Consider the following 14240-nt stretch of genomic DNA (forward strand, 5'->3'; position numbering starts at 1 on the left):
ACGCCGCGGCGGGGGAAGGAGCGTCGATCGCGAGCTTCACCCCCGATCGCTCCGAGAACCGTGCCGGTGACCCACTTCTGCCACCGCACCCGGGTCGGCCGGCCCTGCAGAAAGCGCGCGGGCGATGAAGGGAGGGATGAGCGCGAGGTAGAGGATTGCGACCTTCGGATTCAGGAGGTTGGTCAGAAGGACCGCGCAGAACAGCGTTGTGACGAACAGTCCGGGAACGATGAGGAACACGGCTGCCAGCCCGACGTTGGCCATGACCATGCAGCGGACAACGAGATCATGTGTGTTCATTTCTGTCGAGGCGAACACCACCTTCGATGTCAGACTCCGCTCAGTTTCTCTCCAGCCTCCTCGTTCACCTCGGCTCGGCGCACCGCACGGTGGCGCCGCCTACCCTGGAGTGATGATGCGACTGCAGGCCGGCGCCGATCCCGCGATCTGGGTGTCCGTCACCGGCTCGTTCGGGCTGCGCGGCCGACGTCATCGCAAGCGCGCGATCGGGATGCTGCTGACGCAGGCGAGTGCCGCGATGGGCGCGGCGGCGCGTCCGGGCGGCGGCTTCGCCGCGTGGGCGATGAGCCAGGCGGCGCCCGCCCTGCTGCGCAAAGCCGACGGCCGCGTGCTCGTGTGGGTGTGGAAGGGCGACCCGGAGCGGGTCGTCGCGCTCGCGCAGGTGCAGCAGGCGACACCGCAGCTGCGCACGGCCCGCGCGATGATGCCGATGGAGTACGACGACACCGAAGACTTCCGCTCCGCGTATCTCGGCGCCGGCGAGAAGCTCGCCGTGCCGTTCCCGCAGCGCACTCGCGCGGATGCCCCGCCTCCGCCGCCCACGGTCACCTATACGTGGGACACCGGCACGGCGTTCGTCACCCTGACGGCGATCGGCGGTGATCGTGAGAGCTTCGGCACGGCCGACGCCGCGCTCGATGACCTCGCGCGGTCGCTCCGCCTCGTCGACGATGTTCCGCTCGCCGGCGGCGGCGACGTGCTGCGCCTCGACCCGGCCTGAGCCGGGGCGCCGGCCGGGCTCCGACGCCTGATCCCTACGTCGGTTCCGACGCGCGGGGGCGCCGGCCGAAGTGACGCGTCAGAAGGGTGGCGGCCCACTGTCGGGCACGATGACGGGGGCGAATGCCACGGGTGGGGCGGGGGCGTCTTCGCGGTAGATCCGTCCGGTGGGTGAGGTCCATTCGAGGACCCCGCCGGGGAGTTGCCTGACCTTCCAGCGGGTGAACTGCTTCATCGAATGATGCCGCTGACACAAGTGAGCGAGGTTCCACAGCGCGGTGGGTCCGCCCTTGGCGGCGTCGATGGTGTGGTCGATCTCGCACCGGATCGCCGCACGCCGGCATCCGGGGAACCGGCAATGCTGATCCCGCGCCCGCAGGAACCGGCGCTGCGGCCACGGCGTCCGATACCGGTCCACCGCCAACACCGTCCCCTCCACCGGGTCGGTCAGCACCCGAGCCCACGAATGCGTGTTGCCCGCGAGGCAACGGGCGGTGTCCGCATCGATCGGGGACCGACCGACGAGGTCCGCCGGACCGTCATCGACACCGAGAAGAGTAAGGGCAGGGACGATGACCTGCACCTGCGCACGAATCGCGCCCAGCGACCCCTGCCCGTCACCGGTGGCAGTGGGGTCGAGTGCCGGCGCCCCGGCAAGGAGGAGGTCGGAGAACACGTCGGCGCGGACCTGATCGATCCGACGCCTGTCCGGCTCGGCATCGCCCATACCGCTCTCGCCGAACGCACCGCTCGCGCCACCCGCACTACTCGCGCCGCTCACGCCAGCCGCGTCACCCGTACCATCTGCGCCGAACGCACTGCCCGCGTTCCCGGGCTCGCGCGCATCGACGATCGTCTGCGCCTGCTGGGTGAGCCGGTCGAGGATCCCATCGGCGATCACCGTGGGCAGCGTCGCGATCAGATCCGACATCCCCGCGCTGCCCGGCACGACCCGCACCCGCCGCTCCGCCGCCGCATCCCGATGCCGGTCGGTGAACGACCGCTCCGCGAACCGTTCCGCGAGGATCTCCACCTCCGAACGCACCCGATTCGGCGTATCCCGCTCACACCGGACAATAGCGATCGCCTCGAACTCCGCCCGCCGCTCCGGCGACGCGTCGACCAGCACCGACCCCGCATCCGTGATCACCCGGACATGCCCCCGCGTGATCCGCCCCGACTCCCACGCCGCCAAAGTCGCTGCGTAATGCTCCACGAGGTCGCGGGCCTCATCGATCCGGGACTGCACGGTCCGATCCGTCACCCGCAACACCCCACCGAGCTCGGCCGCGACCGACCGCAACGCCATGTCCTGCGCCCGCACCGCGGCCGGAGACCCGGCCGCCTGCCGTGCCGCGAGTTGCCCCGCACGGGCCAGCGCCCGCACCTCGGCGACCTGCGCCGCCGTCAGCAACACCACCGCCCCCTCGACCTCACCCACGATCGACGCCAGCGCGGCGACGTCTGCGTCGCTGCCCATCGCCCCCGAGTACTCGTCCATATCTTCGAGTGTATGGAGGGGGTCGGACATTGGAATGGCCCCTGCTCCGGACCGGGCGACCCGTCACCCGGGTCCATAGAAGTGACCCCTGATCTGCGACTCCGCCCCACTCCCGACGCGCCGCCGCCCCGTGAAGCGAGAGCCGATCGATCAGTCCGACAGCGCGGTGGCGCAGGCGGCGAGGCCCGCCGCCAAGGCATCCTGCTCGTCACCCGACAGGCCCGACAGCATCCGGGCCCGCACGCGGTCGACCCGCACCTCGGCGTCGGCGAGCACGTCAACCCCCGCGGGCGTCAGCGCGAGGATGCCCGCGACGAGCTCGAACGCGGTGAGCGTGTAGAACCCGACCGCGAAGAGCACCGCAAGCACCAGCACGATCGCCAGGAACAGCCAGCCGAGCGCGATGAACGCCTTCGGCATCCCGGGGATCCCGGCGTGCAGACGGATCACGAGGACGCCGTAGGCGACGACCATGCCCGACGCGACGCTCGTGTGCAGCACGAAGAACGGGTCGACCGGGAAGACGCCGACGAGCGCGAGGAAGACGCCGACGATGATCAGGCACGTGCGCGCCCGCGAGACGCCGTGCGGAGTGGTGCTGGGGATGGATGCCGTGGCGTAGCGCGCCAGCCGCGACGACGCCCTCGACGAGGAACACCGCGAGCATCGTGGCGAGCAGCGACAGGTCCATGTGCGAGGCGGAGAAGAAGGCCAGGTAGGCGGTGATCGCCGCGGTGGAGCCGGCGAGGAGCACGGTCGACACGCCGAAGACGACGGCGTCGATGAAGCCGCGCTCCATGATGACCGCCAGGAGCGTCCAGGTGAGGAGCGCGATGATCGCGTGCGCGATGGCGAGGGCGAGCACGCCGAGGATGTCGAGCGCCGTCATCGGCCGGCCGGGCGTGCGCACGACGTAGTGGCCGGCGACGAACGCCACGAAGGCGACGACCGCGCCAGCGATCGCGGCGTACTGGCCGAGCGATCCCGGCCCCGAGATCGGGACGCTCCGCAGCTGGAAGACGAGGAGGGCGACGAACGCGCTCGCGATGGACGCCACCGTGCCGGCGCCGAGGGCGAGCGATTCGAGGGAGCGCCGGCTCGAGGCATCCACGCTCAGAGCGCTGCGGTCACGGTGCGCGGGCAGGGTCTCCATGCACACAAAGCAGCGGCCCGGCGTGCGCGACGACAGGGCGCGGGTCAGGCCAGGGCACGGGTCAGGCCAGGGCGGCGTCGATCTCGGCGCGGGTGGGCATCGAGTCGGCGGCCCCCGGTCGGGTGACGGTGATCGACGCGGCGGCCGCCGCGGCGGCGAGCGCCTCGCCGAGCGGTGCGCCCTGTGAGAGCCCCGCGACGAGCACGCCGGTGAATGTGTCGCCGGCGCCCGTCGTGTCGATCGGGGTCGCCCGCCGGGCCGGAACGCGGCTGACGATCTCGCCCTCCTGGGCGACGACGGCGCCGTCGGCTCCGCGGGTGACGACCACGGTGTGCGCGGCGCGGCTCAGCGAGACCGCCGCCGCCTCGACATCCGGGACGCCGGCGAGCAGCGCGGCTTCGCCGGCGTTCGGCACGAGCACGTCGGCGAGGCCGATCAGCTCGGTCAGCGGCGCGCGGGCCGGCGCCGGCGTGAGCACGGTCGTCACGCCGTGCGCGCGGGCGTGCCGCAGCGCCTCGATGAGGAGCGGCTCGGGGCGTTCGAGCTGCACGACCAGATGGGATGCCTCGGCGATGAGGGTTCGTTCGTCGTCGCGCAGGTCGGCGAGCCCGTTCGCGCCGGCGACCACCGTGATGGAGTTCTCGCCGTCGTCGGTCACGGTGATCTGGGCGATGCCGGTGGGTGCGGCGGTCGTGCGCAGGGCGCGCGTGTCGATGCCCTCCGCCTCGATCGTCGCGCGCAGCTGCGCGCCTAACGCGTCGTCGCCAACCGCGCCGATAAACGCGACGCCGCCGCCGGCACGGGCCGCCGCGACCGCCTGGTTGAGCCCTTTGCCGCCGGGGCCGGTCTGGAACGACGTGCCGAACACCGTCTCGCCGGGCTCCGCGCGGCGCGGCTGCCGCACGACGAGGTCGACGTTGGCGCTGCCGAGCACCACGATCCGGGGCGTCGTGGCGGCGGCGAGGGTCATCCGACCTGTTCTTCCGCGCCGTCCGGGCGCCACACGACGACCTCGGTCGCCCCGCGCACGCGCGTGCCGTGGCGGAGCGTGACGACCGAGCCGGTCGGCCCCGCCGCGAACACCCGCGAACGGAGGTCGACCTCGCGCCGCAGCCGTCCCTCGAGCTCGGAGACCTTACGCCGGAGCGAGCGCACGGTGTTCTCGAGCTCGACGAGTCGCGAGATGGCGGGCAGGCTCATGCCCTCGGCCGAGAGCGCCGCCACCTCGCGCAGCTGCGTCACGTGGCGCAGCGAGTAGCGGCGGGAGCCGCCCTGCGTGCGCCCCGGCGTGACGAGGCCGAGTCGGTCGTACTGCCGCAGCGTCTGCGGGTGCATGCCCGCGAGCTCGGCGGCCACGGCGATCGCGAAGATCGGCTCCTCCTCGTCGGGGGTCACGTCGGTCGCCACGGCTACTCCCGGGCCTTCGCCATGAGCTCGGCGCGCGGGTTCTCCTTCGGCTCCACTTCGCGGAAGCGCTCGAGAGCTTCCTTCGCCTTGTCATCCAGGTGTGCCGGCACGGCGACCTGCACCTCGGCGAGCAGGTCGCCGGTGCCCTTCGACGACTGCACGCCGCGCCCCTTCACCCGGAGCACGCGCCCCGAGGGTGTGCCCGGAGCGACCCGCAGCTTGACCGGGTCACCGCCGAGCGTCGGCACCTCGATGGTGGCGCCGAGCGCTGCCTCGGTGAAGGTGACCGGCACCGTCACCCGCAGGTTCAGCCCATCTCGGGTGAACACGGGGTGCGGCCGCACCGTCACCTGCACGACGATGTCGCCGGGCTCGCCGCCGTCGGGAGAGGGCCGCCCACGGCCGCGCAGACGGATCTTCTGCCCGTCCGACACGCCCGCCGGGATCTTCACCTTGAACGGCTTGCCGTCTTCGCCGGCGAGGCTGATCGTCTCGCCCTTGACCGCGGTCTGGAAGTCGAGGGTCGTCCGCGCCGTGACGTCCGCGCCGCGCTGCGGCCCGCCGTAGCCGCGGAACCCGCCGGTCGACTGGCCGAACCGGCCCGAGCCGAACCCGCCGCTCTGCTGCCCGAACATCGAGAACAGGTCGTCGAAGTCGGCCTGCTGGTACGACCCGCCGCGCGACTGGCCGAACCGACTGAAGACGTCTTCGAATCCGCCCGCGCCGGCCGAACCGGGCGCCTGGAAGCGGGCGCTGCCCGACCCCATCGCCCGGATCTGGTCGTACTCCTCGCGCTGATCCTTGTCGGAGAGCACCGAGTACGCCTCGCTGATCTCCTTGAACTTCGCCTCGGCGGCGGCATCGCCCTGCGTCGAGTCGGGGTGATACTTGCGCGCCAGCTTGCGATACGTCTTCTTCAGATCGGCCGCGGAGATGTCTTTTGACACGCCGAGGACCTTGTAGAAGTCCTTGTCGAACCAGTCCTGACTGGCCATCGCTCCCCTTACTCGGCCGAGCCGGCCACGACGACCTTCGCCGGTCGCAATTCGATGTCGCCGAGGCGGTAGCCGACCTCGACGACGTCGAGGATCGTGCCGTCAGCCACGCCACCCGGGTTGGGCGCGTGGAAGATCGCCTCGTGCTGCTGCGGGTCGAACGCCTCACCGGCGGTGCCGTAGGTCTCGACACCGAGCCGCGACACGACGGCGCGCAGCTTCTCGGCGATAGCCGCGAGGGGCGACCCATCGGCGAGATCGCCGTGCTTCTCGGCGCGGTCGAGGTCGTCGAGCACGGGCAGCAGCCCCTTCGCGACCGACCCCGTGGCGCGGGCGATCTCCACCTCGCGCTGCTCTTCGGTGCGGCGGCGGTAGTTGGCGTACTCCGCCTGCACCCGCTTGAGGTCCAGCAGCAGATCCTTGTCCTCATCGGATGCCTCGGCGATGGCAGCGTCGTCGGTCTGCTCGGCGCCCAGGATGTCGTCGACCGTCAGGGAGTCCTCCTGCGAGTCGGGGCCGGATGCCGTGGCATCCGACCCCTCGTCACCGGGGACCTCGTTCTCGAAGTCCTTGGTCATGATCCGCTTTCTTACTTCTTCTCGTCCTCGTCGTCGACGACCTCGGCGTCGATGACGTCTTCTTCGGGGTTCGGCGTCTCACCGTTGCCGGGCTGGCCGACGTTCGGGTCGGCCTGCTCGCCGGCGGCCTGCTGCGACGCGTAGATCGCCTCGCCGAGCTTGCCCTGCGACTGGTTCAGCTTGTCGAAGGCCGTCTTCACGGCATCCTCGTCTTCACCGGCCAGCGCGGACTTCAGCGCGTCGACGTCGGCCTGGACGGAGTCCTTGACCTCGGCCGGCAGCTTGTCCTCGTTGTCCTTGATGAGCTTCTCGATCGAGTACGAGAGCGTCTCGGCCTGGTTGCGCACCTCTGCCGACTCGCGACGCTTCTTGTCCTCGGCGGCGTGCTCCTCAGCCTCGCGCACCATGCGGTCGATGTCCTCCTTCGGGAGGCTCGAGCCGCCCGTGATCGTCATCGACTGCTCCTTGCCGGTGCCCTTGTCCTTCGCGGACACGTGCACGATGCCGTTCGCGTCGATGTCGAACGTGACCTCGACCTGCGGGATGCCCCGGGGAGCCGGCGCGATGCCGGTCAGCTCGAAGGTGCCGAGCGGCTTGTTGTCACGCGTGAACTCGCGCTCACCCTGGAACACCTGGATCGCGACCGACGGCTGGTTGTCGTCGGCGGTCGTGAACGTCTCGCTGCGCTTGGTCGGGATGGCGGTGTTGCGCTCGATGAGCTTCGTCATGATGCCACCCTTGGTCTCGATACCGAGGCTCAGGGGGGTGACGTCGATCAGCAGCACGTCCTTGCGCTCGCCCTTGAGGACACCGGCCTGCAGGGCGGCACCCACGGCGACGACCTCATCGGGGTTGACGCCCTTGTTGGGCTCCTTGCCGCCGGTGAGCTGCTTGACGAGTTCGGTGACCTGCGGCATGCGGGTCGAGCCGCCGACGAGGACCACGTGGTCGATGTCGGCGACCTTGATGCCCGCCTCGGCGACGACGTCGTTGAACGGCTTCTTCGTGCGGTCGAGCAGATCCTTCGTGAGGTCCTCGAACTTCGCGCGCGTGATCGTCTCCGACAGCGACACGGGGCCCGAGTCGGTGAGCGACAGGTACGGCAGGTTGATCGAGGTGCTCGTCGAGGATGAGAGTTCCTTCTTCGCCTGCTCCGCGGCCTCCTTGAGGCGCTGCAGCGCGATCTTGTCGCCTGAGACGTCGACGCCGGTCGTGTCCTTGAACTGCTTGATCAGGTAGTCGACGAGGCGCTGGTCCCAGTCGTCACCGCCGAGGCGGTTGTCACCGGCGGTGGCGCGCACCTGGATGGTGGAGAAGTCGTCGTCCTTGCCCACTTCGAGCAGAGAGACGTCGAACGTGCCACCACCGAGGTCGAAGACGAGGATGAGCTCGTCCTCCTTGCCCTTGTCGAGGCCGTAGGCCAGGGCCGCCGCGGTGGGCTCGTTGATGATGCGCAGCACGTTGAGGCCGGCGATCTCCCCGGCATCCTTCGTGGCCTGACGCTCGGCGTCGTTGAAGTACGCCGGCACCGTGATGACCGCATCCGTGACGCTGTCACCGAGGTACTCCTCGGCGTCACGCTTGAGCTTCTGGAGGATGCGCGCCGAGATCTCCTGCGGCGTGTACTGCTTGCCGTCGATCGGCTGCGTCTTCCAGTCGGTGCCCATGTGGCGCTTGACGGAGGAGATCGTGCGGTCGACGTTGGTCACAGCCTGGCGCTTGGCGGTCTCGCCGACGAGCACCTCGCCGTCCTTGGTGAATGCGACCACCGAAGGGGTCGTGCGGAAGCCTTCGGCGTTGGCGATGACCTTCGGCTCGCCACCCTCGAGGACGCTGACGACGGAGTTCGTGGTTCCGAGGTCGATTCCAACAGCACGTGCCATGTCTTTCTCCTTTGCAATGGTGAAGTCCTGGACGACCAGGGATGAACCTGAGCCGTGATGACTCAAGCGTAGACCCGCGTCCAGATGCTGTCAAACAAAGTTGATATGAGTCGACTCAGGTTAGTCTGGATGACTCTGTTTGACGCTCGCTCCGACACGCCGCGGGCAGCCGACCTATAGTCGCCCGCATGGCCCGACCCTCCCTGCTCGCCGTCTCGCACGGCACATCCGACGTCGACGGCGCGCGGTCGATCGCGGCGCTCGTCGCGCGGGTGGCCGAGCGGCTACCCGACGTCGAGGTCCGCGAGGCCTTCGTCGACGTGCAGCAGCCCGACGCCCCGAGCGCGCTGGCCGGCATCGACGGGCGGGCGGTGATCGTGCCGCTGCTGCTCTCCCACGGGTTCCACGTGCATCACGACCTGCACGGCATGGTCGCCGAGCGCGCCGACGCCGTGGTCACCGACCCGCTGGGCCCCGATGCGCTGCTCACCGAGGTTCTGGCGACGCGGCTCGACGGGATCGGGCATCCGGGCTACCCCGTCGTGCTCGCCGTCGCCGGCTCCCGCGACGAGCGCTCGGTGCCGGATGCCGAGGGCATGGCCACCCTGCTGCGCGACCGCACCGGGCGCCGGATCGACCTCGCGTACCTCGCGGCGCGCCATCCGGATCTGCCGACGGCGCTGGCCGCCGCTCCGGATGCCGTCGTCGCCACCTACCTGCTCGGACGCGGCTACTTCTTCGATCTCGCTGTTCGCCAGGCAGGCGAGCACCCGATCACCCCGCCGCTGCTCGACGATCTGCTCGCTGACCAGGGCATCCCGGACGCCCTGGTCGACCTGGTCGTCGCGCGCTACGAGAGAGCACATTCTGGCTGACCACGCCAGCCCTCGGGCGTCATGTTTCACGCCACATGACGCCATGTTTCGCCCGTGGTCCTTCCGTGTCACGGAAGGTTCCCCGCCCGGATCTGAGTACGTACCTTGATCCCCAGCCAGTCCAACCGAGGGGGCGAGATGACCATCCAGCAGCCGACCGCGATCCGCGGTGCTCGCACGCGCACCAGCCGCACGCCGACCAAGCCGCACGGCCAGTGGGCGCTCGACGGCACCGAGCCGCTGAACGGCAACGAGGAGTTCAAGCTCGCCGACAACGGGCTCAACGTGCGCGAGCGCATCGAGACGATCTACGCCGACGGCGGCTTCGGGAGCATCGACCCGACCGACCTGCACGGGCGCTTCCGCTGGTGGGGTCTGTACACGCAGCGCAAGCCCGGCATCGACGGCGGCCGCACCGCCCAGGTCGAGCCGCATGAGCTCGAAGACGAGTTCTTCATGATGCGCGTGCGCATCGACGGTGGTCAGCTCACCACCCAGCAGCTGCGGGTGATCGGTGAGATCTCCACCGAGTTCGCTCGCGACACCGCCGACATCACCGACCGGCAGAACGTGCAGCTGCACTGGGTCGAGGTGCAGGACGTGCCCGAGATCTGGCGCCGCCTCGAGGCGGTCGGGCTCAGCACCACCGAGGCGTGCGGCGATGTCCCGCGCGTGATCCTCGGCTCGCCGGTCGCGGGCATCGCTGCCGACGAGCTCATCGACCCCACCCCGCAGATCCGCGAGATCGCCGACCGGTTCCTCGGGGATGAGACCCTGTCGAACCTGCCCCGCAAGTACAAGACCGCGATCACCGGGCACCCCAGCCAGGATGTGGTGCACGAGATCAACGACTGCGCGTTCGTCGCGGTCGAGCATCCCGAACTCGGCATCGGCTACGACCTGTGGGTGGGTGGCGCCCTGTCGGTGGTGCCCCGGCTCGGCGAGCGGCTCGGCGCGTTCGTGCCGCCCGAGCGCGTGGCCGAGGTCTGGCACGGCGTCACCCGGATCTTCCGCGACTACGGCTACCGGCGCCTGCGCAACAAGGCGCGCCTGAAGTTCCTGCTCGCCGACTGGGGCACGGAGAAGTTCCGCGAGGTGCTCGAGAACGAGTACCTCGAGTCCCCGCTGCCCGACGGCGCCGCCGCCCCCAAGCCGAACAGCCTGGGCGACCACGTCGGCATCCACCGGCAGAAGGACGGCCGGTTCTTCGTAGGCGCCGCCCCGCTCGTCGGCCGCGTCTCGGGCAGCACCCTCACCGCACTGGCCGACCTCGCCGAGGCCCACGGCTCGCAGCGCATCCGCACCACCCCACACCAGAAGCTGCTCGTGCTCGACATCGATGAGAGCCGCGTCGAGAGTCTCGTCGCGGGCCTGGACGCCCTCGGCCTGTCGGCGCGGCCGAGCCTGTTCCGCCGCGGCACGATCGCGTGCACCGGCATCGAGTTCTGCAAGCTGGCGATCGTCGAGACCAAGGTCAACGCGGCCCGCGCGATCGAACAGCTCGAAGAGCGCCTGGGGGCTCTCGAACCCGAGATCGGTCGGCCGATCACGCTGCACGTGAACGGATGCCCGAATTCGTGCGCCCGCATCCAGACCGCCGACATCGGGTTGAAGGGGCAGCTCGTGCTGATCGACGGCGAGCAGGTGCCCGGCTACCAGGTGCACCTCGGCGGCGGACTCGCGAACGTCGACCGCGAGGAGGCCGGACTCGGTCGTACCGTGCGCGGGCTGAAGGTGCCTGCGGACGGCATCGCCGACTACGCCGAGCGCGTCATCCGCCGCTACCTCGTCGATCGCACGGGCGCCGACGAGACCTTCGCGCAGTGGGCGCACCGAGCGGACGACGAGGCGCTGCAATGAGCATCCACGTCACGATCGGCACTGGTCGCCGCTCCGGCGCCGACCTCGCGGCGCTCGCTGCATGCGGCAACGCCGAGCTGCGCAGCCGTCAGCCCGATGAGGCGAGTCCGGCTGAGGTCGTCGCGTGGGTGGCAGAGAACTTCGCCGTCTCGCAGGCCGCCGTCGCCTGCTCGATGGCGGATGCCGCACTCCCCCACCTCGTCGCGCAGGGCCTTCCCGGCGTCGACGTGCTGTTCCTCGACACCGGATACCACTTTCTCGAGACGGCGTTCACGCGCGACGAGGTCGCGTCGCGCCTCGATGTGGCCGTCGTCGACGTGAAACCGGAGCAGAGCGTGCGGGAGCAGGATGCCGAGTTCGGCGCCGACCTGTTCGCCCGGGACCCCGGGCTGTGCTGCGCACGACGCAAGGTCGAGCCGCTTCAGCGGGCGCTGGGCGGGTACGAGGTGTGGTTCACCGGAGTGCGCCGCGACGAGGCGCCCACCCGCGCCGCGACCGAGCTGGTCGTGTGGGACGAGCGCAACGGGCTCGTGAAGGCCAACCCGGTCGCCGCCTGGAGCTTCGACGACCTCATCGACTACGCCACCGAGCACGACGTGCCGGTGAACCCCCTGATCGCCAACGGCTACCCCTCGATCGGCTGCGCTCCGTGCACCAGGCCGGTCGCTCCCGGCGAAGACCCCCGATCCGGACGCTGGGCCGGCCTGACGAAGACGGAATGCGGGCTGCACGTATGAGCACTGTTGTCGACCCCACCACCACCCTGAGCACGCTCGACCTGCTCGAGGCGGAGGGCATCCACATCATCCGCGAGGTCGTCGCGGAGTTCGAGCGCCCCGTGCTGCTGTTCTCGGGCGGCAAGGACTCGGTCGTCGTGCTGCACCTCGCCGCGAAGGCCTTCGCGCCGGGACGGGTGCCCTTCCCCGTGCTGCACGTCGACACCGGCCACAACTTCCCCGAGGTCATCCGGTTCCGCGATGAGACGGTCGCACGCCTCGGCATCGACCTCGAGGTCGCACATGTGCAGGACTACATCGACGACGGCCGGCTCGCCGAGAGACCCGACGGCACGCGCAACCCGCTGCAGACCCAGCCGCTGCTCGACGCGATCGCCGCCGGCCGCCACGACGCCGTCTTCGGCGGCGCCCGCCGCGACGAGGACAAGGCGCGCGCCAAGGAGCGCATCATCTCGCTGCGCGACGAGTTCGGCCAGTGGGACCCGCGCAACCAGCGTCCCGAGCTGTGGAGCCTGTACAACGGCCGCCACCTGCCACGGCAGCACGTGCGTGCCTTCCCGATCTCGAACTGGACCGAGCTCGACATCTGGCGCTACATCGAGCGCGAGGGCATCGCGCTGCCGCCGCTGTACTACGCCCACGAGCGCGAGGTGTTCCGGCGCTCGGGCATGTGGTGGGCGGTCGGCGAGTTCTCGCACCCGCGCGACGACGAGCGGGTCGTGCGCCGCACCGTGCGCTACCGCACCGTCGGAGACATGAGCTGCACCGGCGCGGTGGAGTCGGATGCCGCCGACACGGCCGCCATCGTCGACGAGGTCGCCCGCACCACCCTCACCGAGCGCGGGGCGACCAGGGCCGACGACCGCATCAGCGAGGCCGCCATGGAGGATCGCAAGAAGGACGGATACTTCTGATGAGCACGTCACTGTTCCGCTTCGCGACCGCGGGCTCGGTCGACGACGGCAAGTCCACCCTGGTGGGCAGGCTGCTGCACGACGCGAAGGCGATCCTCGCCGACCAGCTCGACCAGGTCGCCGCGACCTCGCGCGCCCGCGGCTTCGCGCACGGCGCGTTCGACTTCGCGCTGCTCACCGACGGGTTGCGGGCCGAGCGCGAGCAGGGCATCACGATCGACGTCGCGTACCGCTACTTCGCCACCGACCGGCGCAGCTTCATCCTCGCCGACTGCCCCGGGCACGTGCAGTACACCCGCAACATGGTCACGGGCGCCGCCACGGCCGACGCCGTGGTCGTGCTGGTCGATGCGCGCAAGGGCGTCGTCGAGCAGACCCGGCGTCACCTGGCGGTCGCGTCGCTGCTGCGGGTGCCGCACGTGATCGTCGCGGTGAACAAGATCGACCTCACCGGCTTCGATGAGCAGGCCTATGTCGACATCGAGATCGAGGCGCTGCGCGTGGCGGACGAGCTGGGCATCAGCGCGGTGCGCGTGCTGCCCGTCTCGGCCCTCGAGGGCGACAACATCATCGACCGATCGGAGCGCACTCCGTGGTATCCCGGCGAGACACTCTTCGAGCTGCTCGAGACGCTGCCCGTGCGCGCCGACGTCGATGAGCCGCTGCGTCTGCCGGTGCAGCTCGTGTTGCGCCCGCAGGGCGGCCTCTCGCCCGAGACCCCCGCCGACGAGGTCGAACGGCTGCGCGATTTCCGCGGCTTCGCCGGTCGCATCGCCGCGGGCGCCGTCTCGGTCGGCGATCGGGTGCAGGTGCTGCCCTCGGGCCGCGCCACCGAGGTGACCGGCGTGCACGTCGCGGGCGCCGACACCGGAACCGCCACGGTGCGCCAGTCGGTCACGCTCACCCTTGCCGATGAGATCGACGCCTCCCGCGGCGCGCTGATCGTCGCCGAGGGCTCAGCCCCCGAGCTGCGCCGGGACGCCGTGGTCGAGCTCTTCCAGCTCGACCCGCGCGCCACCGCCGCGGGCGCCCGGGTGCTCGTGAAGCACGGCACCGCGACGGTGCAGGCCCTCGTCGCCGAAGTGCTCACCCGCCGCGACCTCGAGACGTTCGCCCACGCCGATCTGGCTGCGCAGCCGGATGCGTCGCTCGCCGAGAACGAGATCGGCCGGGTGCGGCTGCGCCTGGCATCCGACCTGCCGCTCGAGCCCTACGCCCGCAGCCGCGAAGGCGGCTCGCTGCTGCTCATCCATCCCGCCGACGGCGCGACGCTCGCCGCCGGCACCGTCATCGACTGACCCGACCGCGCATCACCGG

General features: G+C 70.5%; 15 protein-coding genes. 7 read left to right on the forward strand and 8 right to left on the reverse strand.

Translation table 11 applies throughout. The features are described 5' to 3' along the window. Positions 1–36: 36 nt before the first annotated feature. Positions 37–318, reverse strand: a complete 282-nt coding sequence (locus FHX68_RS15610) for a hypothetical protein (protein WP_211345093.1) — start codon at positions 316–318, stop codon at positions 37–39. A gap of 94 nt (positions 319–412) precedes the next feature. Between FHX68_RS15610 and FHX68_RS13440 the strand changes: the two genes are divergently transcribed. Continuing rightward, entirely contained in the window at positions 413–1021 is a 609-nt protein-coding gene (locus FHX68_RS13440; protein WP_141380614.1) for a hypothetical protein, read from the forward strand. A 78-nt stretch (positions 1022–1099) separates the two neighbouring features. Here FHX68_RS13440 and FHX68_RS13445 read toward each other — a convergent pair whose 3' ends face one another. Continuing rightward, a complete protein-coding gene (locus FHX68_RS13445; RefSeq protein WP_141920294.1) occupies positions 1100–2521 on the reverse strand; it encodes an HNH endonuclease signature motif containing protein in 1422 nt (473 codons plus the stop codon). A gap of 150 nt (positions 2522–2671) precedes the next feature. Further along, a complete protein-coding gene (locus tag FHX68_RS15320; protein WP_170219070.1) occupies positions 2672–2995 on the reverse strand; it encodes a hypothetical protein in 324 nt (107 codons plus the stop codon). Between FHX68_RS15320 and FHX68_RS15325 the strand changes: the two genes are divergently transcribed. After that, a complete protein-coding gene (locus FHX68_RS15325; protein WP_170219071.1) occupies positions 2994–3143 on the forward strand; it encodes a hypothetical protein in 150 nt (49 codons plus the stop codon). The genes FHX68_RS15320 and FHX68_RS15325 overlap by 2 nt on opposite strands. 592 nt (positions 3144–3735) lie before the next feature. Here the strand turns inward: FHX68_RS15325 and FHX68_RS13455 are convergent. From FHX68_RS13455 to dnaK, 5 genes are read right to left on the reverse strand one after another with little or no spacing between them, the layout of a single operon-like run. Further along, complete coding sequence (locus FHX68_RS13455) at positions 3736–4644, reverse strand: ribokinase (protein ID WP_141380460.1); 909 nt, start codon at positions 4642–4644, stop codon at positions 3736–3738. Then, entirely contained in the window at positions 4641–5081 is a 441-nt protein-coding gene (locus tag FHX68_RS13460) for a heat shock protein transcriptional repressor HspR (protein WP_255314022.1), read from the reverse strand. Before FHX68_RS13460 ends, FHX68_RS13455 begins: the two co-directional genes overlap by 4 nt. A 2-nt stretch (positions 5082–5083) precedes the next feature. Further along, positions 5084–6076 (reverse strand): DnaJ C-terminal domain-containing protein, encoded by a 993-nt coding sequence (locus FHX68_RS13465; RefSeq protein ID WP_141380459.1) that lies wholly within the window; start codon positions 6074–6076, stop codon positions 5084–5086. A gap of 8 nt (positions 6077–6084) precedes the next feature. Next, the gene (locus FHX68_RS13470) at positions 6085–6657 is read right to left on the reverse strand and encodes a nucleotide exchange factor GrpE (protein WP_141380458.1); all 573 of its coding nucleotides are present in this window, start codon (positions 6655–6657) and stop codon (positions 6085–6087) included. Positions 6658–6665: 8 nt separating this feature from the next. Further along, positions 6666–8537, reverse strand: coding sequence for a molecular chaperone DnaK (gene dnaK / locus FHX68_RS13475; RefSeq protein ID WP_141380457.1), 1872 nt, complete (start codon positions 8535–8537; stop codon positions 6666–6668). A 188-nt stretch (positions 8538–8725) separates the two neighbouring features. On the opposite strand from dnaK, the gene FHX68_RS13480 reads away from it, so the two are divergent. The 5 genes from FHX68_RS13480 to FHX68_RS13500 all read left to right on the forward strand — a co-directional run bounded on the left by FHX68_RS13480 (position 8726) and on the right by FHX68_RS13500 (position 14221). Further along, the gene (locus FHX68_RS13480; RefSeq protein WP_141380456.1) at positions 8726–9412 is read left to right on the forward strand and encodes a sirohydrochlorin chelatase; all 687 of its coding nucleotides are present in this window, start codon (positions 8726–8728) and stop codon (positions 9410–9412) included. Positions 9413–9550: 138 nt separating this feature from the next. After that, the gene (locus FHX68_RS13485; protein ID WP_141380455.1) at positions 9551–11272 is read left to right on the forward strand and encodes a nitrite/sulfite reductase; all 1722 of its coding nucleotides are present in this window, start codon (positions 9551–9553) and stop codon (positions 11270–11272) included. Further along, positions 11269–12009: a phosphoadenylyl-sulfate reductase gene (locus tag FHX68_RS13490; RefSeq protein ID WP_141380454.1), complete on the forward strand. Its 741-nt coding sequence runs from the start codon at positions 11269–11271 to the stop codon at positions 12007–12009. The genes FHX68_RS13485 and FHX68_RS13490 overlap by 4 nt, the downstream gene beginning before the upstream one ends. Then, complete coding sequence (gene cysD, locus FHX68_RS13495) at positions 12006–12923, forward strand: sulfate adenylyltransferase subunit CysD (protein WP_229661543.1); 918 nt, start codon at positions 12006–12008, stop codon at positions 12921–12923. Before FHX68_RS13490 ends, cysD begins: the two co-directional genes overlap by 4 nt. Next, a complete protein-coding gene (locus FHX68_RS13500; RefSeq protein WP_141380452.1) occupies positions 12923–14221 on the forward strand; it encodes a sulfate adenylyltransferase subunit 1 in 1299 nt (432 codons plus the stop codon). Before cysD ends, FHX68_RS13500 begins: the two co-directional genes overlap by 1 nt. Positions 14222–14240 lie beyond the last annotated feature (19 nt).

It is taken from the genome of Microbacterium lacticum (assembly GCF_006716815.1).
Lineage (GTDB): Bacteria > Actinomycetota > Actinomycetes > Actinomycetales > Microbacteriaceae > Microbacterium > Microbacterium lacticum.

What these genes read in the sequence shown, in the direction of transcription:
- FHX68_RS13440 (WP_141380614.1), top strand. Translation starts at nt 413, where the DNA reads ATGATGCGACTGCAGGCCGGCGCCGATCCCGCGATCTGGGTGTCCGTC.
- FHX68_RS13445 (WP_141920294.1), bottom strand. Translation starts at nt 2,521, where the DNA reads ATGGACGAGTACTCGGGGGCGATGGGCAGCGACGCAGACGTCGCCGCG.
- FHX68_RS15325 (WP_170219071.1), top strand. Translation starts at nt 2,994, where the DNA reads ATGCCCGACGCGACGCTCGTGTGCAGCACGAAGAACGGGTCGACCGGG.
- FHX68_RS15320 (WP_170219070.1), bottom strand. Translation starts at nt 2,995, where the DNA reads ATGGTCGTCGCCTACGGCGTCCTCGTGATCCGTCTGCACGCCGGGATC.
- FHX68_RS13455 (WP_141380460.1), bottom strand. Translation starts at nt 4,644, where the DNA reads ATGACCCTCGCCGCCGCCACGACGCCCCGGATCGTGGTGCTCGGCAGC.
- FHX68_RS13465 (WP_141380459.1), bottom strand. Translation starts at nt 6,076, where the DNA reads ATGGCCAGTCAGGACTGGTTCGACAAGGACTTCTACAAGGTCCTCGGC.
- dnaK (WP_141380457.1), bottom strand. Translation starts at nt 8,537, where the DNA reads ATGGCACGTGCTGTTGGAATCGACCTCGGAACCACGAACTCCGTCGTC.
- FHX68_RS13480 (WP_141380456.1), top strand. Translation starts at nt 8,726, where the DNA reads ATGGCCCGACCCTCCCTGCTCGCCGTCTCGCACGGCACATCCGACGTC.
- FHX68_RS13485 (WP_141380455.1), top strand. Translation starts at nt 9,551, where the DNA reads ATGACCATCCAGCAGCCGACCGCGATCCGCGGTGCTCGCACGCGCACC.
- FHX68_RS13490 (WP_141380454.1), top strand. Translation starts at nt 11,269, where the DNA reads ATGAGCATCCACGTCACGATCGGCACTGGTCGCCGCTCCGGCGCCGAC.
- cysD (WP_229661543.1), top strand. Translation starts at nt 12,006, where the DNA reads ATGAGCACTGTTGTCGACCCCACCACCACCCTGAGCACGCTCGACCTG.
- FHX68_RS13500 (WP_141380452.1), top strand. Translation starts at nt 12,923, where the DNA reads ATGAGCACGTCACTGTTCCGCTTCGCGACCGCGGGCTCGGTCGACGAC.